This is a genomic window from Streptomyces sp. NPDC057428, from assembly GCF_042803195.1.
GTDB lineage: Bacteria > Actinomycetota > Actinomycetes > Streptomycetales > Streptomycetaceae > Streptomyces.
Genome location: NZ_JBHVCT010000040.1, coordinates 24,995 through 47,741 on the forward strand (window position 1 = coordinate 24,995; position 22,747 = coordinate 47,741).

Annotated in this window: 20 protein-coding genes and 1 pseudogene; 8 read left to right on the forward strand and 13 right to left on the reverse strand. The window is 69.7% G+C overall.

Annotated features, from left to right (window positions below):
• Nucleotides 1–18 precede the first annotated feature (18 nt).
• Nucleotides 19–1,419: an SIS domain-containing protein gene (locus ACFU5K_RS17535; protein WP_384062183.1), complete on the reverse strand. Its 1,401-nt coding sequence runs from the start codon at nt 1,417–1,419 to the stop codon at nt 19–21.
• Between the two features lie 12 nt (nt 1,420–1,431).
• Between ACFU5K_RS17535 and ACFU5K_RS17540 the strand changes: the two genes are divergently transcribed.
• Nucleotides 1,432–1,584: a hypothetical protein gene (locus ACFU5K_RS17540; RefSeq protein WP_384062185.1), complete on the forward strand. Its 153-nt coding sequence runs from the start codon at nt 1,432–1,434 to the stop codon at nt 1,582–1,584.
• Nucleotides 1,585–1,879: 295 nt separating this feature from the next.
• Here ACFU5K_RS17540 and ACFU5K_RS17545 read toward each other — a convergent pair whose 3' ends face one another.
• Nucleotides 1,880–2,629 (reverse strand): SDR family oxidoreductase, encoded by a 750-nt coding sequence (locus tag ACFU5K_RS17545; protein ID WP_384062187.1) that lies wholly within the window; start codon nt 2,627–2,629, stop codon nt 1,880–1,882.
• 359 nt (nt 2,630–2,988) lie between these two features.
• On the reverse strand, nt 2,989–3,237 hold the full coding sequence (locus ACFU5K_RS17550; protein ID WP_384062190.1) for a DUF1918 domain-containing protein: 249 nt from the start codon (nt 3,235–3,237) through the stop codon (nt 2,989–2,991).
• Between the two features lie 168 nt (nt 3,238–3,405).
• Here ACFU5K_RS17550 and ACFU5K_RS17555 point away from each other — a divergent pair, with 168 nt between their 5' ends.
• The 7 genes from ACFU5K_RS17555 to ACFU5K_RS17585 are packed head-to-tail and all read left to right on the forward strand — an operon-like array spanning nt 3,406 to nt 10,048.
• Nucleotides 3,406–3,906, forward strand: coding sequence for a CBS domain-containing protein (locus ACFU5K_RS17555; protein ID WP_384062193.1), 501 nt, complete (start codon nt 3,406–3,408; stop codon nt 3,904–3,906).
• Entirely contained in the window at nt 3,893–5,671 is a 1,779-nt protein-coding gene (gene acsA / locus ACFU5K_RS17560; RefSeq protein WP_384062196.1) for an acetate--CoA ligase, read from the forward strand. Before ACFU5K_RS17555 ends, acsA begins: the two co-directional genes overlap by 14 nt.
• Complete coding sequence (gene pdhA / locus ACFU5K_RS17565; RefSeq protein ID WP_384062198.1) at nt 5,671–6,729, forward strand: pyruvate dehydrogenase (acetyl-transferring) E1 component subunit alpha; 1,059 nt, start codon at nt 5,671–5,673, stop codon at nt 6,727–6,729. Before acsA ends, pdhA begins: the two co-directional genes overlap by 1 nt.
• Entirely contained in the window at nt 6,726–7,739 is a 1,014-nt protein-coding gene (locus ACFU5K_RS17570; protein WP_384062201.1) for an alpha-ketoacid dehydrogenase subunit beta, read from the forward strand. Before pdhA ends, ACFU5K_RS17570 begins: the two co-directional genes overlap by 4 nt.
• A gap of 1 nt (nt 7,740) precedes the next feature.
• Complete coding sequence (locus tag ACFU5K_RS17575) at nt 7,741–9,090, forward strand: dihydrolipoamide acetyltransferase family protein (protein WP_384062204.1); 1,350 nt, start codon at nt 7,741–7,743, stop codon at nt 9,088–9,090.
• On the forward strand, nt 9,087–9,356 hold the full coding sequence (locus ACFU5K_RS17580) for a phosphopantetheine-binding protein (protein ID WP_384062207.1): 270 nt from the start codon (nt 9,087–9,089) through the stop codon (nt 9,354–9,356). The genes ACFU5K_RS17575 and ACFU5K_RS17580 overlap by 4 nt, the downstream gene beginning before the upstream one ends.
• Entirely contained in the window at nt 9,356–10,048 is a 693-nt protein-coding gene (locus tag ACFU5K_RS17585) for a CBS domain-containing protein (RefSeq protein ID WP_384062210.1), read from the forward strand. The genes ACFU5K_RS17580 and ACFU5K_RS17585 overlap by 1 nt, the downstream gene beginning before the upstream one ends.
• 442 nt (nt 10,049–10,490) lie before the next feature.
• Here ACFU5K_RS17585 and ACFU5K_RS17590 read toward each other — a convergent pair whose 3' ends face one another.
• The 10 genes and pseudogenes from ACFU5K_RS17590 to ACFU5K_RS17635 all read right to left on the reverse strand — a co-directional run bounded on the left by ACFU5K_RS17590 (nt 10,491) and on the right by ACFU5K_RS17635 (nt 22,741).
• Nucleotides 10,491–12,662 carry an FUSC family protein gene (locus tag ACFU5K_RS17590; RefSeq protein ID WP_384062213.1) on the reverse strand — a complete coding sequence of 724 codons (2,172 nt, stop codon included), beginning with the start codon at nt 12,660–12,662 and terminating at the stop codon, nt 10,491–10,493.
• A 318-nt stretch (nt 12,663–12,980) separates the two neighbouring features.
• On the reverse strand, nt 12,981–14,102 hold the full coding sequence (locus ACFU5K_RS17595) for a hypothetical protein (RefSeq protein ID WP_384062216.1): 1,122 nt from the start codon (nt 14,100–14,102) through the stop codon (nt 12,981–12,983).
• Between the two features lie 185 nt (nt 14,103–14,287).
• Nucleotides 14,288–15,370 (reverse strand): annotated as a pseudogene (locus ACFU5K_RS17600) (ABC transporter); the annotation flags it as partial.
• A 274-nt stretch (nt 15,371–15,644) separates the two neighbouring features.
• Complete coding sequence (locus tag ACFU5K_RS17605) at nt 15,645–17,372, reverse strand: FAD-dependent oxidoreductase (protein WP_384062219.1); 1,728 nt, start codon at nt 17,370–17,372, stop codon at nt 15,645–15,647.
• A complete protein-coding gene (locus ACFU5K_RS17610) occupies nt 17,372–17,635 on the reverse strand; it encodes a UBP-type zinc finger domain-containing protein (protein ID WP_384062221.1) in 264 nt (87 codons plus the stop codon). The genes ACFU5K_RS17605 and ACFU5K_RS17610 overlap by 1 nt, the downstream gene beginning before the upstream one ends.
• Before the next feature lie 45 nt (nt 17,636–17,680).
• The gene (gene trxA, locus ACFU5K_RS17615; RefSeq protein ID WP_384062223.1) at nt 17,681–18,139 is read right to left on the reverse strand and encodes a thioredoxin; all 459 of its coding nucleotides are present in this window, start codon (nt 18,137–18,139) and stop codon (nt 17,681–17,683) included.
• A complete protein-coding gene (gene clpB / locus ACFU5K_RS17620) occupies nt 18,136–20,775 on the reverse strand; it encodes an ATP-dependent chaperone ClpB (protein ID WP_384062226.1) in 2,640 nt (879 codons plus the stop codon). The genes trxA and clpB overlap by 4 nt, the downstream gene beginning before the upstream one ends.
• Nucleotides 20,766–21,176, reverse strand: coding sequence for a chaperone modulator CbpM (locus tag ACFU5K_RS17625; RefSeq protein WP_384062229.1), 411 nt, complete (start codon nt 21,174–21,176; stop codon nt 20,766–20,768). Before ACFU5K_RS17625 ends, clpB begins: the two co-directional genes overlap by 10 nt.
• On the reverse strand, nt 21,173–22,132 hold the full coding sequence (locus tag ACFU5K_RS17630) for a DnaJ C-terminal domain-containing protein (RefSeq protein WP_384062233.1): 960 nt from the start codon (nt 22,130–22,132) through the stop codon (nt 21,173–21,175). The genes ACFU5K_RS17625 and ACFU5K_RS17630 overlap by 4 nt, the downstream gene beginning before the upstream one ends.
• A 6-nt stretch (nt 22,133–22,138) precedes the next feature.
• On the reverse strand, nt 22,139–22,741 hold the full coding sequence (locus ACFU5K_RS17635; RefSeq protein WP_384062236.1) for a nucleotide exchange factor GrpE: 603 nt from the start codon (nt 22,739–22,741) through the stop codon (nt 22,139–22,141).
• Nucleotides 22,742–22,747 lie beyond the last annotated feature (6 nt).

Consider the following 22,747-nt stretch of genomic DNA (forward strand, 5'->3'; position numbering starts at 1 on the left):
CAGAGACCCGTGCTTCGGTCAGACCAGGCCCGCGCGCTGGGCGACGTCCTCGCCGTGCCGCAGGCGCTGGTGTGCGGCCTCGCCCAGCGACGCGATGACCGCCGCCACGACGGTCTCGATGACGGCCATCGTGGGGACGAGACTGTCGTAGGGGGAAGGGGACGTGACCTGGCTCGGCAGGACGACCTCCGCGTGCGCGGTGGCCGGGGAGAGCCAGGTGTCGGTGAACAGGACGACCTTCCCTCCCTGCTCGCGCACGAGCTGGGCCATGGCTACCTTGTCCTTCTCGTAGCGACGGTAGTCGAAGACGACGAGCACATCGCGGCGGGTCAGTGCGGCCAGCACGGCCGTGCGTTCCACGTCACGGTCCGGCAGAAACATGACACCGTCGCGCAACTGCATCAGATGCAGCCCGAGGTACTGCGCCAGGAGGTGCGTGAACCGCCCGCCGGCGAGGACGATCCGCCGTTTGGGATCCGTCAGCAGCTGGGTGGCCCGGTTGACGTCGTGCGGCGGGAGCTCCGCGAGACTCTGGGTGAGCGCCGTGGCGAAGAGCCGGCTGCCGAGCTGCAGCAGCGACTGGTCGTCCGCGTCCGCGGACGCGGTGTGCACGGCGAATTCGTACAGGGAGAGCGGGGACGCGCTGCGTTCGTCGAGTTCGGTACGCAGGGCGGCCTGGAAGTCGGGATAGCCTCGGAAGCCGAGGCGTCCGACGAACCGCAGGACGGTCGGCGCGCTGACCGCCGCACGCTCGGCGATGGTCGCGATCGTCTCGAACCCCGCTGCCGGATAGCCGGCACGCGCCGTACCCAGGAAGCTGTACGGCACGCCGTCGGCGTTGGCCAGGGAGTAGAACACGTCGTTGTTCCCGGGCACCGCGGTCCGCTCCCGCGGACGCAGGCGCGTCTTGTCCGCGGCGGGACGCACCCGCCAGTGCCGGGGGTCGTAGCGGTCACCGTCGGTGAGATAGCTGTAGTCGGCCCCGCTCAGTGACCAGCCGGCAGCTCCCTCGCGGGTGCGGGCGTGCCTCAGGTCGAACACGGCGAGGCCCTGAGGACCCACGACCCGCATGCTCTCGTCGCGGGAGCCGGCGCGCTCGACGACGAGAGCGGTGTTCTCCTCCAGCGCGTAGACGCGCTGATGGCCGGTGTCGGCGGCCAGTCGCAGCGAGCGGCCTTCGCGGCCCGACGTACCGGTGTGGGTGTCCAGCAGGCCTGAGCGCAGGAAGTCGAAGCCGCCCTGCGGCAGGTAACCGAGTGTGGACGCGTCCTCGAAGTAGCCCGCACGACTGCCGTCGCGCAGACCTTCGTAGGACTCCCCTCCGGTGATCATGTCGGCACCGGCCATGATCTGGGCTCCCGCGCTCGACCCCGCGACGACCGCCCCGCGCGCGAGCTTGGCACGGATGGCTGCCAGCACCTTGGAGTCGGTATGGGCCGCGCCGTGCATCACGACGGGCGCGGCGCGGACGAGTCGGTCTCCTACACCCGGACGGCGTCCGGCAGCGGGACGTACTACCTGGAGTTGGAGTCCTACTCCGGATCGGGTTCGGCTGCCTACAGCTGCGGCCTCGCCCTGTCCTGACGTAGCGGCCGGCGCCAGGCGTGCCCGGCGGAACGGAACCGGTGGACAAGAAGCGGCTGCCGCTGACCGCCGTGCTCCGCGCCGCCGGGGTGGCCGTGCTGACGGCGAGCCTCCGGCCTGACAACGAGGAGGGCCCCCGCTGCCGCAGAGCCTGTGTCATGGTGCGCTCAACCGGGAGACGGCGGAACCGGCTGACGACGGCAAGGGGGAGCGAGGTCAGCACGGACGAGTGGGAGAGCAAGGGCAAGACCGCACGGACGGAGCCGGACAGAAAGCCCCCGGGGGAGCGAGCGAGTCAGTCCTCCGATCCGGCGAGCACCGTGCTGCCGGTGGTGGCGCCGCCATCGACCACGAACTCCGAGCCCGTGGAGTACGTGGCCTCGGCGGCCAGGAACACCGCCATCCGCGCCACCTCCTCCGGAGTGCCGTACCGCGCGATGGGCTGGTCCGCGATGACTGAATCGTCCATCCCCGCGGTCATGGGCGTGCTGATCGGTCCAGGGTGGATGGAGCACACTCGGATGTGATCGGCCGCGAGATCCAGTGCGGCGGCCTTCGTCAGCCCCCGCAGGCCCCACTTGCTGGCGACGTACGCGTCAAGAGCGGCGTATCCCATCAGACCAGCGGTCGACGACACGTTCAGGATCACCCCGCCTCCCGCGCGACGCATCGATGGTGCGACGGCCCGCATTCCGAGCCAGGGGCCGAAGAGGTTGACGTCGATGACATGGCGGAAGGTACGGGGGTCCGTCTCCTCGATCGAGCCGAATTCGAGGATTCCTGCGTTGTTGACGAGCAGGGAGACGGGTCCGAACTCGCGCTCGGCCGCAGTGACGGCTGCGGTCCAGTCGGCCTCATTCGTCACGTCCTCCGCGTAGAACCGTGCTGGTGCGCCGATCTCCTCCTGGAGGGCACGGCCCTCGTCCACCAGCACGTCGGTGATCAGTACGGAGGCGCCTTCGGCGGCGAAGGCGCGCACCACTGCCGCACCGATGCCCCGGGCTCCCCCCGTGACCAGCGCGACCTTCCCATCGAGGCTCTTCATGACTGCCTCCTTCACTGCTCGGTCCGGCGTCTTCGAGACTGTCCTTCGACAGTGACACCGTCAGCGCCCGGGCGGCTTGAGCCGAAAGGCCCGGTGCTGGGTCCGACAGGTCCCCAGCAGATCAGCGCAGACCTGCGGGCGCCGCCACCAGGCTGAGACAGGTGTGGGAGTCCGGAGTCGCTCAGCGGGCAGGGTGCAGGAATGACGTGGGTCTCCGATACGTGTGAGCAGGCTCCAGACGCTCACCAGCTGTAGCGATGCCTTGCGGGCGTCCGCCTCGGCGGCGAGGAGGCTGGCGGATCCAACATGCCGGGCCCGGAGGCCAAGCAGTTGTCTGCCGGGCGTCCACGTCCCGTGGCTCAATGTGCCGGGAAGTGCTGCACTCGTGCGTCGGGCCCCGGGAAGACCAGGGAGACCTTCCCTGTGTCCGACCACCGCACGTCGAATGGTGGACTGCCGTCCGCGTGGTGCACACCGACGATCTCCCCGTCGCGACCCTCGTCGCCCACGACCGCGCCACCGACCATAAGGCGATCCCCCACCCGGGCCCACAAGCCGACGCCGGCGTGGGAATCCTCGGGTTGGCGTTGCGTTCCTTTTCCGGCCATCGCCCTCTCCTCCCGAAATACCTCACCCCGCCATTCTCCGCCGCGGTCGGCCGACCCGTCATGGGGCCGACCGTCCCAGAAGGGGACCGTCCGGCACTCCCCGCCGGGACGTCGAACGGGTCAAGGTGAGGAATGCCGCCATGCAGGACTCCGATAAGGAGGAGGAGCATGCAGCATCGCACCGTCTTCGAGGTGATGACACACAAGGTCGTCACCCTCACTCCCGCGACGCTCTTCAAGGAGATAGTCCGGCTCTTCAACGACAACGACATCACCGCCGCCCCGGTCGGCGACCACGAGCGACTCCCGCTCGGTGTCGTCTCGGAGGCCGACCTCCTTCGGCCCACGGCCGAGCTGCCCGACCTCGAGGACCGCTGGGCCTGCGCGCGTCTGCTGTCCCAGGAAGGTGGATCTCGTGATGAGGAGACCGCCGAGGAGCTGACGACCTCCCCAGCCGTCACCGCGCGGCCGGAGTGGAACCGCGTCGAGACCGCCCGGACGATGCGTCGCAAGACCGCCCGGACGATGCGTCGCAAGGGGGTGAGCGCTCCGTCGACGGCCTGGTCGCGCTCCACCAGTCGATCGATTTCGCCTACGCCAGCCTCGCCCTCGACGTGGAGCCACCGCGATGAAGCCCCTGCGGGTGGAGCCGGCCATGCCCGGCTATGAGAGCGCGCGCGCCGCGTTCAGCTGGCGACAGGCACGTGCACAACTCGCCGGCCTGCCCGGCGACGGCCTCAACATGGGCTACGAGGCGGTCGACCGGCAGCTGCGCGACGGGCACGGAGCGCGTGCGGCCCTGCAGTGCGTGGCGGCCGACGGATCGTTCACGACCCTGACGTACTCACAGCTCGCCGACCTCAGCTCCCGCTTCGCCCACACGCTCGACGCCCTCGGAGTCGCCCCCGGAGAAAGGGTGTTCACCCTGCTCGGCCGCCGGGCCGAGTTGTACGTCACCGTCCTGGGCACCTTGCGGGCCGGCCGCGTCCTGTGCCCCCTGTTCACCGCCTTCGGCCCCGAACCCGTCGCGCTTCGCATGGAGTTGGGTGATGCTCGAGTCCTGGTGACGACGCGCCGGCTGTACGAGCGCAAGGTCGCGCCCATACGCACGAGGCTCCCAGGCCTGCGGCACGTCCTGCTGCTCGACCCCGGTGACGACCCGCCCCCGGACACGTCCTCCTTCCCGTCTCTCATGGCCGAGGCTTCCCCTGAGTTCACGGTCCCGCCGACGAGCCCCGGGGACCTGGCACTGCTGCACTTCACCAGCGGCACCACGGGGACACCGAAGGGAGCGATGCACGTCCACGAAGCGGTCGTCGCACATCACGCGACCGCCGCCCAGGCGCTGGACCTGCACGAGGGCGACGTGTTCTGGTGCACGGCCGACCCGGGCTGGGTGACCGGAATGTCGTACGGAATCATCGCCCCGCTCACCCACGGGGTGACCACAGTCGTCGACGAAGGGGATTTTGATCCCCGACGGTGGTACAACGTCCTCGCCGATCAGCACGTCACGGTCTGGTACACCGCGCCCACAGCCCTCCGGATGCTCATGCGAGCCACACCCCGAACGGGCGAAGGCAGGACACCTCCCGAGCAGTACGACCTGTCGGCGCTCCGCTTCGTCGCGAGCGTCGGCGAGCCCCTCAATCCGGAGGCGGTGCGTTGGGGTGAGGAGGTACTCGGGCTGCCCGTGCACGACACCTGGTGGCAGACCGAGACCGGCGCGATCATGATTGCCAACCTTGCCGCCGATCCCGTGCGCCCCGGATCCATGGGTCGGCCGCTGCCCGGTGTCGAGGCCGCCGTCCTGGAGTGCGGCCACGACGGCCGCGCCCAGGTCGCGGGCGGCTCTGTTCGCGTCCTCGACCGGCCCGGTGCCCAGGGGGAACTAGCCCTCCGGCCCGGCTGGCCGTCGATGTTCCGCGGCTATCTGCACGAGCGGGACCGGTACGAGGCATGTTTCGCCGACGGCTGGTACCTGACCGGCGACCTGGTCACCCGCGACACTGATGGCTGGTACTGGTTCGTGGGCCGCGCCGACGACGTCATCAAGTCCGCGGGCCATCTGATAGGGCCCTTCGAGGTCGAGAGCGCACTCATGGAGCACCCGGCGGTCGCCGAGGCCGGCGTCATCGGCCGCCCCGACGCCGTGGCGGGAACGATTGTCAAGGCATTCGTCTCTCTGCGCCCGGAGTACGCGTCGAGTCCCGAACTGCGCCGTCAAATTCTGGCGTTCGCCCGGCGGCGTCTGGGCCCCGCCGTCGCACCGCGCGAGATCGACTTCGCGCGGGACCTGCCGAAGACCCGCAGTGGAAAGGTCATGCGCCGACTGCTGCGGGCACGTGAACTCGGCCTGCCCGAGGGCGACGTGTCCACCCTGGAGTCCCCAGAGGACCCCGGGACGACCACGCCGGCCGGAGAGGAGCGGTGATGGCCACCACACGAGGCACCCACGCCAAGCCCCCGGAAACCGGGCGCCGACACCGGGACCGCAAGCGGACGCGCCCGGTGGCTCCCGAAGCCGCGCACGACTTCGAGCTGCTCCGGGAGATGCTGCTCATCCGTCGCTTCGAGGAGCGATGCGTGGAGCTCTACAGCGCCGCAGCGATCCGCGGGTTCGTCCACCTTTACATCGGCGAGGAAGCGGTCACCGTCGGGGTCCATCACGCCCTCACCGAGCAGGACGCGGTGGTGTCGACGTACCGCGAGCACGGTCACGCGCTGGCCCGCGGAATACCGGCCGAGGCCGTGATGGCGGAGATGTACGGCCGCGTCTCGGGCTGCAGCCACGGACGCGGCGGGTCGATGCACCTCTTCGACGCCGGACGGCGTTTCTACGGCGGCAACGCGATCGTCGGCGGCGGACTGCCCCTTGCCGTGGGCCTGGCACTGGCCGACCGCATGCGAGGCCACGACGAGGTCACCTGCTGCTTCTTCGGTGACGGCGCCTTCGCCGAGGGCGAGTTCCACGAGAGCGCGAACCTGGCCGCACTGTGGGGGCTGCCCGTGCTCTTCGTCTGCGAGAACAACCTGTACGCGATGGGAACGGCACTCGCCCGCGAACACGCCCAGACGGACCTGGCCATGCGGGCCGCTTCGTACGGGATGGCCGCGTGGGCCGTCGACGGCATGGACGTGCACGCGGTGGAGAAGGCCGCGCGCCGAGCTGTGACCTCCATCCGCGCCGGAAACGGTCCGCACTTCCTGGAGGCGCGGACATACCGTTTCCGCGCCCACTCGATGTACGACCCGGACCGCTACCGACCGAAGGACGAGGTCGCGGAGTGGAAGCGGCGCGACCCCATCGCCATCCTGACCGAGCGGATGCAGGCGGCCGGTCCGCTCGACGCGAGCGCCCTCAAGAAGCTGGAACGCGAGGTCACCGAGGAGATCGACCACGCCGTCCACACCGCTGAGCAGGCCCCCGAGGAACCGGTGGAGAGCCTCCTGCGCCACGTCACCGGGCGGCACGAGGAGGTGCCGTCATGAGCACCCGAGGGAAGGGCGGCAGCACACCGGCCGACGACGGGGCGCTCACCTATCGCGAGGCACTGCGCGAAGCGTTGCGGGAAGCACTCGCGACGGACGACCGGGTGTTCGTCATGGGCGAGGACGTGGGGCGCTACGGAGGCTGCTTCGGCGTGAGTCTCGGGCTCCTGGAGGAGTTCGGGCCGGACCGAGTCCGGGACACTCCGCTCTCCGAGTCCGCCTTTGTGGGGGCCGGGATCGGCGCCGCGCTGGCGGGCATGCGGCCGATCGTCGAGATCATGACCGTCAACTTCAGTCTGCTCGCGCTCGACCAGATCCTCAACAACGCCGCCACACTGCGCCACATGTCGGGTGGTCAACTTGGCGTACCGCTGGTGATCCGGATGACCACGGGCGCCGGGCGTCAGCTCGCCGCCCAGCACTCGCACAGCCTCGAAGGCTGGTACGCCCATATCCCCGGTATACGGGTCCTCACTCCGGCCACGCTCGACGACGCCCGTCATCTGTTGGCGCCCGCCCTCGCCGACCCCGACCCCGTGCTGATCTTCGAACACAACAGTCTGTACAACACGACCGGGGTGCTCGACGAGGGAGTCCGGGAGGTCGATCTGGACCGTGCGGTGGTACGCCGCAAGGGCACGGACGTCTCGATCGTGGCCTACGGCGGCAGCCTGGCCAAGGCCTTGGCCGCGGCGGAGGAGCTCGCCGGCGAGGGCGTGGACGCCGAGGTCGTAGACCTGCGCACGCTCCGGCCGCTGGACGACGCCACGATCCTCGACTCCGTCCGGCGAACCCATCGCGCTGTGCTGGTCGATGAGGGTTGGCGCAGCGGCAGTCTCTCTGCCGAGATCTCGGCGAGGATCACCGAGCAGGCGTTCTTCGACCTGGACGCGCCTGTCGAACGGGTCTGTGCGGCCGAGGTCCCGATTCCGTACGCCCGGCAACTGGAGGAGGCCGCACTCCCCCAGCAGGCCGGGATCGTGGCATCGGTACACCGGGTGGTGGACTGACATGGCCACCGGCACGGCCCAGTTCAGGATGCCGTCCCTCGGCGCGGACATGGATGAGGGCACTTTGTCCCAGTGGCTGGTGCGGCCGGGCGACCGGGTGTCGCATGGTGATGTCGTCGCGGTGGTCGAGACCGCCAAGTCCTCGATCGAGGTGGAGTGCTTCCAGACCGGGACGGTCCGCAGCCTGCTCGCCGAGGAAGGCGCCACGGTGCCGGTGGGCACGCCGCTGGCTGTCATCGAGACGTCGGCCGACGAGACTGCCGCCGTCGTCGAGGAGGGCGACCGGTTGAGGCAACCGTCTACAACCACACCGCTGGTCCGCCGTATCGCGGAGGAGCACCATGTCGACCTCGCGCACGTCCATGGCTCGGGGCGAGGCGGACGGATCACCCGGGCGGATGTGGACCACGCAGCCACTCCGCCCCATCAGGCACCTGATGCACAGCCTCCCACTGCGCCTCCGGAGTCCAAGCCCGAGCGGGTCAAGGCATCGCCGTTCGCCCGGCGGCTCGCCGCGGAGCTCGCCGTCGACTTGAACGCATTGACCGGCAGCGGCCGGAGCGGCACGATCCGCGCCGAGGACGTCCGTACCGTCGCGCGGGAACGGGGCGCGACGGCCCCTACGGCGGCTCCCCGGCCCCCGGCTCGCGAAGGGCGCCCGGTGACAGCCGCGACGTCGGCGGCACGAGCAGCTACGGCGCGAAGGGCCACCGGCCGCCTCATGGCCCGCTCGAAGCGTGAGATCCCGCACTTCTACCTCTCCACGACCGTCGACATGGCGGCCGCGCTGGACTGGATGCACACACGCAACCGGACACTCCCGCTGTCCGAGCGACTGGTTCCCGCGGCCCTCATGCTGAAGGCCGTGGCACTGTGCGCCCGCAAGGTCCCCGAGCTCAACGGGTACTGGATCGACGACGCGTTCGTCCCGGCCGAGGAGGTTCGGCTCGGGGTCGCGGTGTCCCTGCGCGGCGGAGGTCTGTCGGCACCGGTCCTCGGCAACGCGGACACCCTGTCGGTGGCCGAGGTGATGGCCGGCATGAAGGACCTCGTGGCGCGGGCACGCGGCGGACGGCTCCGCGCGTCGGAGACAGCCGACCCCGGCATCACCGTCACCAACCTCGGCGATCAGGGCGTCGAGTCGGTCCTCGGCGTCGTCTACCCGCCGCAGGTCGCACTCGTCGGACTCGGCCGGATCGTCGAGCGGCCCGTGGCCGTGGACGGCCTGCTGGGCGTCCACCCGATGCTGACCGCCACGCTCTCCGCCGACCACCGGGCGGCCGACGGTGCCACGGGCGCACGTCTTCTCACCGCCCTTGACCGGCTGCTGCAACGACCGGAGGAACTGTGAAACACGACCAGGCACGCGCGCTCGTACGGCAGGCCGTCCAGCGGATCGTGCCGGACGCCGACTTCTCGGGGCTCGCGCCCGACGAAGGACTTCGGGACGCCTTCGAACTCGACTCGCTGGACTTCCTCGAATTCGTCGCGGCACTCGCCGAACTCAGCGGCCAGGAACTCACGGAGGACGACTACCCGGCTCTCGTCACCTGGGACGGGTGTGCCGACCGTCTGGTGACCGGGGCCGCCCCGGTCACGGAAGGAAGGAGTCGGTGATGCGTCATCGCAGGATCGGCGAGCTCATGACCAGCGAGGTGGTGAGCGTGCGCGGAGACGCGCCGTTCAAGGAGATCGTGCGGGTCCTCTCCGCGCATCGGGTCACCGCGGTTCCCGTCGTGGACGCCGAGAACCGGGTGATCGGAGTCGTCTCGGAGGGCGACCTGCTGCGCAAGACCGCCGATCAGGCTGCGCCGGGCGACCTCCCGGCCGTACCGGCACTGAAGGCGTGGGAGCGGGCGAAGGCCGAAGGGATCCGCGCGCAGGAGCTGATGTCGGCACCCGCCGTGTGCGCCCGACCGGAGTGGACCGTCGTGGAAGCGGCACGGCTCATGGAGGTCCAAGGCGTCAAGCGGCTGGTGGTGGCCGACGAGGAGGACCGGCTGGTGGGGATCGTGAGCCGCCGGGATCTCCTGGGCATCTTCCTTCGGAAGGACGAGAGCATTCAGCGGGAGATCATCGAGGACGTCCTCGCCGGCACCCTGCGGATCGACCCGGCACCGCTCACGGTCGCGGTGCGCGACGGACGTGTGGAGCTCGCCGGCAGGCTGCCGTTCCGGGGCATGGTCCCAGCGGTCGAGCGGATGTGCTCGATGGTCGACGGGGTGGTGTCGGTATCCGCCCATTTCGCGTACGACGAGGACGACACGGTACGCGGGAACGCCACGGTACAAGGAGGTGCGCGGCCATGAGGCGAACCATCGTGGTCGGTCCGGACGGTACGTCCGGGAGCGCCGAGGCCGCCGAACTGGCGGCACGGGTAGCCGAGGTTTCCACAGAAGACCAGCTCACAGCCGCTCAGGGCTCACCTTCCATACGCGAAGGCCCATGCTCGCCGCCCGCAAAACGACTCCCGGAAAACGCGTTTCCCCAGGTCAGAACGACTCTGCCTGGGGATGCCCGGTGGGGCGGGTGCGACTCGAACCCATAGGAGTGACGTCTTGTTCGACGAGAAAGCGGCCACCGGTCCGATCCGAACCGACAGCCCCCGGCACCTGACGCCCCCAGCCACCTGGTGATCACGAGGATTCAGTGCTGTTCGGAAGCATGACACCTCAGGAAAGCAGGAAGACGCGGCGGGAAGCACGTTGCGGACTGCGTCGCCTATTGGAGCACTTGCCGTCGCCAGGACAGTCACCCACCCCGGTGCACGGGTCCTGGGCCATCGCCTTCAGCGTCCATGGCCTCCCGCACCCGCTGCTCCTCGCGCACGGAGCCGACATCGCGCTCCAGGGGGGTGCGGCTTACGGCTGTCGCAAGGTCCTCCAGGGCGCGCTTCTGCAGGTCCGCCTCGCGCCGTAGCGCCGGGCTCCGGGCACCGGCGCCATCCCACGCCCGGAGAGCTCTCTCCACGCGTCCCCAGTCCGGATTCCTGTGCTCACGCATGTCGGCTGCCGCCTGCGCCGTGTCCGTTTCCAGGGCCTTGGCGAGCCCCTCCGCCTCGGGAGCGGAAGGGTCGTCGTCCAGCGGGACGTGGTTCTGCATGAGCGTTGCCGCCCTGTCGAACCCTTTGAGCGCCTTCTGTGCCTCTTCCGCTTCACGCGAAGTCAGGCCCCTGGGGCGAACCGGTTCCTGCTTGGCCTGGTCGAATGCCTCCTGCCAAGCGGCACGCGCTCTCCTGCTCGCCAGTTGGGCACTGCGCATGTCGGCACGGCGCTCCCTGGTCGGTTCGGCGTAGCTGCGGAGTACCGCGGCCGCGTAGCGGCCGTTGGCGGCGAGCCAGTCCGCAAGCCGGCCCGGCAGCCGGGGCGTCTCCCATGCCGGGAACACCGCGTAGGCCAGCATCGCCAGGGCCCCGCCCAGCAAGGTGAGTACCATCCGCTCCGGGACCGTCTGTTCCCATGCCTGGCCGCCCATGCCGAGCAGGAAGACGACGTACGCGGCGGTGAAGCACTGGGAGTAGGCATAGCCGGTACGGACCAGGGTGTACGACAGGCCCGCCGAGACCACCGCCAGCGCACCGAACACATAGGCGTCCGGGCCCAGGGCCCGCACCACCCCGGTGGCGAGCGCGACCCCCACCAGCGTCCCGGCGAGACGGGCGACCGCACGCGCGTACGTCCGGTGGAAGTCCGGACGCATCACCATCACCGAGGCGATGGGCGCCCAGTAGCCGTGCCCCAGGGGCAGCCGGGCGGCGATCAGGTAGCCGAGCGTGGCTACCGCCGCCAGCCGAACGGCATGCCGGAAGACGGGCGAGTCGTGGCGGAGCTCACGACGGACGGCCCGCACGATGACCGGGATCAGCCGGAACATGGTCGGGCGCACCAGGAACTGAACGCCCGCGGGGCCATGCTGCGCGGGCGTGCTTCTGTACGCGTTGCCGCACTCAGCGATCTCCAGCGCCTCACCGAGCAGTCCCGCGAGCCTCTCGGCGGCCTGCCGCGCGGGACCCTCGAGCACCTCGTTCTCCTCGTCTCCACGCAGGAGGTCCACAGCCCTGGGCGGCACCTCGACGGGGGTGCCGCGGCGGATCGATCGGGCGGCCGCATCCAACACCTCGGCGGCCGCGTCGAGCAGCTCCCGCGCACGGTCCCTCCCAGGTCCCTCCGCCGGGGCGCCGACGTCCGGGTCGGCGAGCGCGGCGATGGCCGGCAGAATGCGCTCGGCAAGCCCTCGCGGGCCGTGGAGGACGGTGGGACGGGTGCGAGCCTGTGAGGGCGTGACGGCGGCCGCGTCCCGGGCTGTCATCAACGGCTCCGGGTCGAACCGGGCGGTCGGGTCGTGCCGGAGCTGGCGGGCGTAGTCCGCCACGGCGGCCAGGGCGTCGGCGAGCGCGTCACGATGCGCGCCCCATCGGCGGATCGGGAACAGCAAGATCAGGACGGTCTGTGCCACCCCGCCGAGCGCGATGATCCCGGCGTGCTCCAGGGCTCGTCCGACGCTCGTGGGCAGGGTGATGGTCACCAGCATGCTGCCGACCGTCGTCGCTGCGACGATACCGGCGGTGGATCCGACGGCCCACGCCAGCCCCGCGACAAAGGCCCACAGGGCCAGCAGCGGAAGGAACGTCACGAGTCGCCCCGCCGCCAGGTATCCCACCAGGGTACTGAGCGCCAGCCCCGCGCCGGCGCCGAGCGCGATCACCTTGCGTGGGCGCCAGGTGCGCTGGAAGGTGGCCCCACCGGCGGAGAAAGCGCCGAGGGCAGCGGATGCGGCGTACGCAGGGGAGCCGAGCCATAGCGCCGGCCCGATGACGATAGCCACACCGACGGCCGTGCGAAGCGCGAGCAGGGGCTCCAGCCGCGTCTCCTCGATTCTGAGTCCGGACCGAAGGACTTCCCTGAAGGCCCGCGGCCACGTCACGGGCGTGAGCCCAGCCGGAAGGTCATGCCGGCTCGCGTCGGCCGGATATTGGTTCGGCCGTCGTGCGGGAGAGCTTCCCGCACGGCCCGAGAACAGGGTGACGGCCGCAGGTGCTGGGACAGGACGCTGCTACTGCGGATACCTCCGGCCGAAGGTCCGGCAAACGCCGACGAGCCGATGTACTGCTGAACAACCGATCTGCCCTCCGTCAGCCCGGTCACCAGACGCACCATCACGTTCGTCTCATCACCGCCGTCAAGGAGACGGGCGGGATGAGCCGTACTCCATCGCCACCGGCTCCTGTGCATCTCCGTACAGCTAGCCATCGTGCTCGTCCTGGAGCATGTGGAGACGTTCCTGTTCGCGCTTTGAGTAGGCCGCTGCCCTGATCGCCTCGTCGCTCTCCAAGCCTGATCCCAGCGCGCCGCCCACTGTGGCGATCGAAGCCACGAACCATGACAGCGTCCAGTAGTCAGCTGTGTTCAACGGGTTTCGTGTCATGGAAGCGAACACCTGGTCGTTGAGGATGAACAGCGCCCACACAAAGTTGATGGCCATCAGGCCCACGTAGCAGACGAGTACCCCGATACTCACGGTCACTACGGTCGAGGTGTTGTAGAGAGCCGCCCTCTGCCTCGCCTCCGGCGAGCCCTCCGCTGCTCGATGCCACAGGTTCGCGTCCACGATCAGCCAGCCGATCATGAGCCCGGCAGAACCGACCGTGGCGATGACGAGGCGTGGCGTGCTCAGGGACGTAGCCAGGCTCCAGACGGTGGAGTCCACAGTGGCAACGGCTCCCGTGGCGAGTGCGGCGGCCAGGGCTTTCGAAAGGCCCGGCACCAGCCGCCAGGGCCGGTTGGCGCGGACCATACCGACGAGCACTCTGAGGTAACCGCGCGGCCCGCTGGCGACGTAGCGCAGATCGGCGAACTCCTCCTCATCGACCGGGCCCGGATGGATAGGTGCGAGACGACCGGCGAAGGGCCCCAGCGGTGACTGGCTTCGCGGAGCACGCTCAGCCCCGGTGGCCGGCGGGCCTGTCAAGCTGAGCACGGCTTCCTCCACGGCCCGCCGGGCCTTTCTCTGCAGCCGCCAGCCCCCCAGGGACGGAAGGGACAGCAACGCCGCCCCGTGTTCGTGACTCAGATCCACAACGAGCCTTCGCCTGTGTGAGTGCAGCGGAAGGTCGGTAAGAGCCACGACGACGTCCCAGTTCTCCGCACTTCCGCGGTCCACGATCCGGCGCATCAAGGTGGACGGGTCCTCGGCCCCTGCGGTGAAGGGCTTGCTGACCACCTCGACATCGAACCGCTGCCCCTGGCCTGACTTGTCGGCGAGCCGAGCAGGAAGGGCCCGTGCCAGGCGCTTCGCGATCTCGGTCGGTGCGTCCGGGTCCGCGAGGAGAGCCACTACCGTAACGCCCTGCGACGACGCTTGCATGACTGGATCCTTCTCGTTGTCTGTCCCCGCGACCGCAAGTGCCCACAGGATGCCCCCGGGGTGGCGTCGGCGCTGCGATGACACGCTGGCCCGTCCCGCCGGTGCGATTGGCCCGGCCGGATCTCCTCGTTCTCCCAGCACGGGGCCTGCCCCCTGTGACCGGTGCTCAGCCCCTCGCGCCGTCGTCAGGAGCCCGCGAGCCGGGCCGCGAGATAGGGCGCGGTGACGCTGCGGCGGGCCCTCGCCACCTTGGCCGGCGGCCCCGCCGCTACCACCCGTCCGCCCGCGTCGCCGCCGCCCGGCCCGAGGTCGATGACCCAGTCGGCGGTGACGATCGTGTCCAGGTCGTGCTCGACGAGGACGACCGTGTTGCCCGCGTCGACGAGCCGGTGCAGCTGACGCAGCAGCAGTGCGACGTCCGAGGGGTGCAGCCCCGCCGTCGGCTCGTCGAGCAGGTAGAGCGCGTGGCCGCGGCGGGCTCGCTGCAGTTCGGTGGCCAGTTTGATGCGTTGCGCCTCACCACCGCTGAGCTCCGTCGCGGGCTGCCCCAGCCGCAGGTACCCCAGCCCTACCTCGCGCAACGTCTCCAGACTGCGGGAGGCGGCCGGGACGGCGGACAGGAACTGGGCGGCGGCGTCGACGGACAGCCCCAGCACTTCCGCGATGTTCTTGCCGCGGTAGGTGACTTCCAGCGTTTCGGCGTTGTACCGGGCACCCTGGCAGGTTGGGCACGGCGCGTAGGTACCAGGCAGGAAGAGCAGTTCCACCGCGACGAATCCTTCGCCCTGGCAGGTCTCGCACCGCCCTTCGGGCACGTTGAAGGAGAACCGCCCGGCCGAGTAGCCGCGCGCCCTGGCCTCGTCCGTCGCCGCGTACAGCTTGCGCACCGCGTCGAACATCCCCGTGTACGTGGCAAGGTTGGACCGGGGGGTTCGGCCGATGGGCCGTTGGTCGACCCGGACCAGCCGGTCGAACGACTCGACCCCCGACGCGTCCTGGACGTCGACCTCCAACTGCGCCTCGTCGGGCTCCTCGGGTACGAGTCCGAGGTGCCCTCGGACGACCTCGGCGAGCACCTGCGTCACCAGCGTCGACTTTCCGGAACCGGACACGCCCGTCACCGCCGTCAGTACGCAGAGCGGTACGTCGACGGACACGTCGTGCAGATTGTGGCGGGAGACCCCGCTCAGGTGCAGCCAGCCGTGCGGTGTGCGTGGGCGGTGATCGAGCGGCTTGGCGCGCCCGAACAGGTACTGGCCCGTGGCCGACCCTGATTGCGCCGGGAACCGCGCGACAGACACCTTCACCGGCCTCGCTCACATGAGCGTCCGGAGTGTCCCGGATCCATTTTCGGTACACGACCTGGCTGGGGCCGGTGCCACACTGGTTCGATGAGCCACGGCGCGGGCCGGCGCCGACGAGCGGCCGCGAGCGGATAAGGCAGCCCTCTGCTGCGCAACTGGACTGGGTGGTTTCCAGCCACCTGAGGGTCTGCCGGTGAGAAATCAGTGCCAGGGCACGGACAGGGCATGGCTTGGCCCGTCACGGCCGAGGCCCTACAGGGCCTGCGGTGCGGACCAGGTTGCCGGCATTTTCCCGGTGCTCGTGCACGAGGCGGATCGCCACGGCACCTTCACCGGTGGCCGAGGCAACCCGTTTGACCGAGCCGCTCCTGACGTCGCCGGCTGCGAAGACCCCGGGGAGGCTGGTCTCCAGCAGCAACGGACCACGGCCGAGCGGGTCCCACCGGTTCGCGTCGGCAGCAGCCTGGGCGTCCGCCCCGGTCAGGACGAAGCCCTTCTCGTCCAGGGCGAGCACGCCCCTCAGCCACTCCGTGCGCGGGCGAGCCCCGATGAACACGAACAGCGCGGCGGCCGGCAGCGTGCGGCGTTCACCCTTCGCGTTGTCCTCGATGCTCAGCGACTCCAGTTTCTCCTTCCCGGAGGCGCCCCGGACTTCGGTGTGGAGCAGCACCTCGATCTTCGGGTGCCGTTCCACCTGGTCCACCAGGTAACGCGACATGTTCGCGTTGAGGTCGCCGCCCCGGACGAGGAGGTGGACTCCGGACGCGTGGCGGGCCAGGAACAGCGCCGCCTGTCCGGCGGAGTTGCCCCCGCCGACCACGGCGACCGGGTCCGCCTCGCAGAGACTGGCCTCGTGCACGGTCGCCGCGTAGTGGACGCTGATGCCCTCCAGACGCTCGATGCCGGGCACCTCGAGCCTGCGGTACCGGACACCTGATGCGAGCACCACGGCGTCGGCCCGGACTTGGGACCCGTCTGTGAAGGTGACTACGTACTCGTCGTCCTGCGGGATGAGCCTGTTGACCTGGGCCGGGACCATGAGGCGGGCACCGAATTTGTGGGCCTGGAGCACCGCCCGTTCGGTGAGCTCGCCTCCGGAGATGCCTGACGGGAAGCCGAGGTAGTTCTCGATGCGGGACGAGGTGCCTGCCTGGCCTCCGGTGGCCACGGCGTCGACGGAAATCGTGGTGAGGCCGTCGGATGCGCCGTACACGGCTGCGGCGAGTCCCGCGGGGCCCGCGCCGACCACCATCACGTCGCACTGGGCGGCCTTCGCCGTGGGGGCGGGCAGCCCGATGAGCCTGGCGAGTTCGGCGTTGCTCGGATTGCGCAGCACCCGCTCGCCCTTCCAGACCACCACCGGAGTTTCCTCGGGGCGGATGGAGAACCGACGCAGCAGCGCCTCAGCCTCCTTGTCCCTCTCCAGATCCAGCCAGCGGTGGGGCAACCGGTTGCGGGCAGCGAACTCACGCAGCCGCAGCGTGTCCCGCGAGTAGCACGATCCCAGGATGCGGAAGCCTGCGCCGAGGCCGATGAGCAGATACCGTCGGCCCAGATAGGCGCGGAGGATCAGGTCGCCGAGTACGGGGTCGCGGCCGACCAAGGTGCGTTGGCGCTCCACCGGTACCGCCAGGATCTCACCGGCCTCACGCACCACGGCGGTGTCGAACGCCGCCTGCCCCTCCAGCATCCCGAGTTCACCCAGGAACCTGCCGGGTCCGTGTGCCGCCACCGTGCGCTCTTCCGGCCCGCCGTGGTCCTGAAGGATCTCGACGGTCCCGCTGAGGATCGCGAGGAACTCCCGGAACGGCTCGCCCTCCCGGTACAGCACCTCACCTTCCGTGGTCCTCCGGCGCTCACCGTGCGCGGTCAGGTTCTGAAGTTGTTCCGGTGTCAGGCGCGGGAACGCCCCGTATCGGTCCGGCGTCTCGCGGACCGCACCATTCTTGTGCTGGGCAGTACTCATCAGACCAAGGCCTCGTGGACGTAGCACCAGCGCCAGTCTTCTCCCGGCTGGAAGGACTGCACGATGGGGTGCTCGGCGGTTCCCGCGTGTCGTCGGGCGTGTTTGAGGGGTGAGGAGTCGCAGCAGCCGACGTGTCCGCAGGTGAGGCAGAGCCGCAGGTGCAACCATGGGGAGTGCTCCCTGAGGCACTCCTCGCAGCCCTGTGGGGTACGCGGCGTCACTGGACGCACCATTGCCAGGTGCGGATCCGGAATCGTGGCCATGACGTTCTCCTCTCATGGATGGTCTGGTGGGCGGTCCACGGTGAATCACCGCCCCGCGGTGGTCTGTCGGCCTTCCAGGGCCTGTTCGACCCACTGGCGCAGGACGTGCGCCGGCGCCGCACCGGCCTGTCGGGCCACGGTCTCGCCTCGGTCTTGAACGAGCAGTGTGGGCACTGCTTGGACCTCGAACCGCCGGCTGACTTCCGGGTTCTTGTCGATGTCGACTTTGACGAGCTTGATCCGTCCGGCGAGGTCGCGGGCGACCTGTTCGAGGGCGGGGCTGACCATGCGGCAGGGGCCGCACCAGGTGGCCCAGAGGTCGACGACGACAGGTTGGACGGCGTTGTCGGCGACTTCGGTGAAGTCGTCGTCACCCGCGTCGACGACCCAGGGCAGCGGCTGCTTGCAGTGGCCGCATTTGGGGCGTCCCTCGGCGGCAACAGGAATGCGGTTGTCGCGCCCGCAGTGCGGGCAGGTCACCGTCGTTGCACGGGTGGTGTTCACGATGGCCTCGCTTCCCGGGCCTCTTGCTGCTGGTCGTAGGTGACCACCAGCTCTCCGTGTTCGGCGTCGACACGGACCGTCGCGCCGTCCTGGACGTCGCCGCGCAGAAGGGCACGCCCGACCAGCGTCTCGACCTCGTGGGAGATGTACCGCCGCAGCGGCCGGGCCCCGTACACCGGGTCGTAGCCCTGGTGGGAGATCAGCTCTCGGGCCGCATCGGTGAGTTCCACGTTGATGCGACGTTCTGCGAGTCGCTTCCGTAGTTCGTCGAACTGCAGCTCCACGATACGTTCGATCTGCCGCTCACCCAGCGGCTTGAACAGCACGATGTCATCGACGCGGTTGAGGAACTCCGGACGGAAGTGCCCGCGCAGCTCGCCCATCACCAGGGCGCGGGCGTCAGGCTTGATCTCACCATCGGCGGTGGCGCCGTCGAGGAGGTGCTCGGAGCCGATGTTGGACGTCATGATGATCACGGTGTTGCGGAAGTTGACGGTGCGGCCCTGAGCATCGGTGATGCGGCCGTCGTCGAGTATCTGCAGCAGGGTGTTGAAGACGTCGCTGTGCGCCTTCTCGATCTCGTCGAACAGCACGACCGAGTACGGCTTGCGGCGTACGGCCTCGGTGAGTTGGCCGCCTTCCTCGTAGCCGACGTATCCAGGTGGTGCGCCCATGAGCCTGCTGACGGTGTGCCGCTCCTGGTACTCACTCATGTCGAGGCGGACCATGTTCTCCTCGGAGTCGAACAGTGCCCGGGCGAGGGTCTTTGTCAGCTCGGTCTTGCCGACGCCGGTGGGGCCGAGGAAGATGAAGGAACCGATGGGGCGGCGGGGGTCGCGGATGCCGGAGCGGGCTCGGATGATTGCGTCGGTGACGAGCTTGACGGCCTCGTCCTGGCCGACGACGCGCTCGCGAAGGATCTCGTCGAGGCGCAGCAGCTTGTCGCGTTCACCCTCCTGCAGACGGGCGACCGGGATGCCGGTCCAGGCGGCGACGATCTCTGCGATCTCCTCTTCGGTGACCACCTCGCGCAGCAACCGGTTCTGTCCCTGCCTGGTGGCCAGCTGCTCCTCCTCCGCTGCGAGTCGGCGCTCCAGGTCCTGGAGTCGGCCGTACCGGAGTTCGGCGGCGCGGTTGAGGTCGTAGGCGCGTTCGGCCTCCTCCGCCTCGTGGCGGACCTGCTCCAGTTCCTGGCGCAGCTCCTGCACACGCCGGATCGCCTGCCGTTCGGCCTCCCACTGGGCGTGTTTGGCGTCGGCTTCACCGCGGAGGTCGGCCAGTTCCTTGCGCAGCTCCTCCAGACGGGTTTCGCTGGCGGGGTCGGTCTCCTTGGAGAGGGCGGCTTCCTCGATCTCCAGGCGGGTGACGCGGCGGGTGATCTCGTCGAGTTCGGCAGGCATGGAGTCGATCTCGGTACGCAGCCGGGCGCATGCCTCGTCGACGAGGTCGATGGCCTTGTCGGGCAGGAATCGATCAGTGATGTAGCGGTGGCTGAGGGTGGCGGCGGAGACCAGCGCGGTGTCCTGGATCTTGACGCCGTGGAAGACCTCCAGGCGCTCACGCAGTCCACGCAGGATGGAGATGGCGTCCTCGAGGCTGGGCTCGTCGACCAGGACCTGCTGGAATCGTCGTTCGAGCGCGGCGTCCTTTTCGATGTGTTTGCGGTACTCGTCGAGGGTGGTGGCGCCGATCATGTGCAATTCGCCGCGGGCGAGCATCGGCTTGAGCATGTTCCCCGCGTCCATGGCCCCTTCGGCGGCGCCCGCACCGACCACGGTGTGCAGTTCGTCGACGAAGAGCAAGATGCCGCCCTGTGCGGCCTTGACCTCGCTGAGCACGGCCTTGAGGCGTTCCTCGAACTCGCCCCGGTACTTGGCGCCGGCGACCAGGGAGCCCATGTCGAGGGCGAACACGATCTTGTCGCGGAGTCCTTCGGGGACATCGCCGCGTACGATGCGCTGGGCGAGGCCCTCGACGATGGCGGTCTTGCCGACACCGGGGTCACCGATGAGAACCGGATTGTTCTTGGACTTGCGGCTCAGGATCTGGGTGACGCGGCGGATCTCGGCGTCCCGGCCGATGACCGGGTCGAGCCTGCCTTCCTTGGCCTCGGCGACGAGATCGCGGCCGTACTTCTCCAGAGCCTCGTAGGCCACCTCGGGGTTGGCGGAGGTGACGCGCTGGTTGCCGCGGACCTGGGTCAGCGCGCCCAGGAACGAGTCCCTCGTGATCCCGGCCTGGTTGAGCAGACGTCCGGCGGCTGTTGATGCCCCCTCTTCAGCCAGGGCGAGCAGGAGGTGCTCCACGGACACGTACTCGTCCTTGAGGCGTTTGGCCTCCCGTTCAGCGGCGTCGAGCAGGCCGGCGAGGCGCTGAGTGACGAAGACCTGGCCGGGTGTCGCACCGGGGCCGGTGACCTTCGGGCGGCGGGAGACTTCCTTGCGCACGGCCGCGCGCAGTTCCTCCGGCTCGGCTCCGGCCTGCTGCAGCAGCCGTGGGATCAGACCGTCCTCCTGATCGAGGAGTGCGAGCAGCAGGTGTTCTCCGTCCACTTCGGTCTGCCCCATGCGGCCGGCCGCGGTCTGGGCCTCCTGAAGGGCTTCCTGGGATTTCTGTGTGAGACGGTTCATGTCCATGGGGGTGTATCACTCCTCGTGCCGCGGGCGCGCAGGGCGGTTTCGAGCAGGCTGATGCGGTCGAGCAGGTCGAGCACCAGCCCGATGGATGCGTAATTGAGGCAGAGTCCGGAGCGCAGCCGCTGGATGCGGGCAAGTCCCGCTGGGGCGTCGCGGTCGAAAACCAGGTGGCCGGCGGCGTCGCGTTCGGCGTCGACCAGCCCGAGGGCGACGAACCGGCGGACCAGATCAGGATGGAGACCCGATCGACGGGCCACGGCCTCCAGGGAAAGTCTCGGGGTGGGAACGAGCGCGTACCGGGCAGCCGTCGAAGCGGTGGCGACATAGGTGACCGGCTGTCCCGGACGGTCACCTGCACCGGACCGGCCGATACCTGCCGTTCCCGTGGGTCGGTCGTTCATCGCGTCCTCCTGGGGTCGAACGAGGAGGTCGCGGCGAGCTCCTCGAACAGTTCACGCTCCCGGTCGCCGAGCGTGGGTGGCACCATGACGCGGAGTTCGGCGTACAGGTTGCCGTTCGCACCGCGCGGGTTCGGCATGCCCTCGCCGCGCAGCCGCAGTCGACGGCCGGTGGACGAGCCGGCAGGCACCGTGACCTTGGCTGTGCCACCGCCGGGGGTGGGCACCGGCACGGTCGCGCCCAGGGCCGCCTCCCAGGGGCTGACCGGGAGCTGCACATGGACGTCGCGGCCGTCCAGCCGGAACTGAGGATGGGGCTGAATCCTCACCCGCAGATGCAGGTCGCCCGCGGGTGCGGCACCACTGCCCCGCCCTCCCTCTCCGGCCAGCCGGATGCGCTGCCCGTCGGTGACGCCCGGTGGGACGTCGACCTCGTAGCGCCGCGGCTGCCCGGTGGGCCCGGCGAGTGTGACGGTACGGCGGCCGCCCTTGTACGCCTCCTCGACGGTGAGCGGCAGTTCGGCCTCCTGGTCGGCTCCCGGTACGCCTGCGGAGCCGGCGCCGGCGCCTGCGCCGAAGAGCGAGCCGAACAGGTCCTCGATGTCCACATCCTCGGCTGAGAAGCCATCGCCGAAGCCGGTGGTGTACCGGACGCGGGGGCCGCCCGCGCCTGCGGTCCGCTGGGTACGGAATCCGCCGCCCGCTCCGGCCGCGACCCGCTCGTCGAAGTCTTCGGGGATCTTGCGGAAGTCTTCGCCGAAGCGGTCGTAGCGTGCCCGGGTCTTCGGGTCTGACAGGACGCTGTAAGCCTCGTTGAGCTCCTTGAAGCGTTCCTCCGCCGCCGGGTCCTTGTTGACGTCGGGATGGTGTTTGCGGGCAAGCTTGCGATATGCCTGCTGGATCTCGTCCTGGCTCGCGTTCCGCGACACTCCCAGCACTTCGTAGAGGTCCCGTGCCATGACAGATCACTCCCGCTTCGCGACAGTCACGGTGGCGGGCCTGAGCTGCCGATCGCCGTCGCCGTAGCCCGGACGCAGCACCTGCACGACGGTGCCCGGCTCGACGTCGGGGTCGTCGACCACGCTGACCACCTCGTGCCGGGCCGGGTCGAAGGGGACGCCGGTCTCCGCGTGCCGCGGGAAGCCGAGCAGTTCGAGGACGTTTACCGCCTGGTCGCGGACTGCCCGGATGCCTTCCACGATCGCATCCGAATCGGCGTCGGCGTGGGACAGGGCGAGTTCGAGGTTGTCGAGGACGGGCAGGAAGGCAGCAGCGGTACGGGCACGCTCGACCGTCCGCTCCCGCTCCAGTTCCCTGGCGTGACGCTTGCGCAGGTTGTCGAGGTCGGCGAGCGTGCGCCGCCAGCGGTCCTCCAGTTCCTGCATCGCGGCTCTGTAGTCGCCCTCCGCGGGTGCAGGGCCGACGGCGTCGAGTCCCGTTTCGTCGTTTGTCGCCGGCGGCCGGGGAGTCGGGCCGGGTTGACGCGAGTCCTCGCGGGGAGGGCGTACGGCGCCTTCCGGGGCCGGTTCGGCCGGCGTGGCCCGGTCGGGTTCTTGGGGGCGGGGCATGGCGGC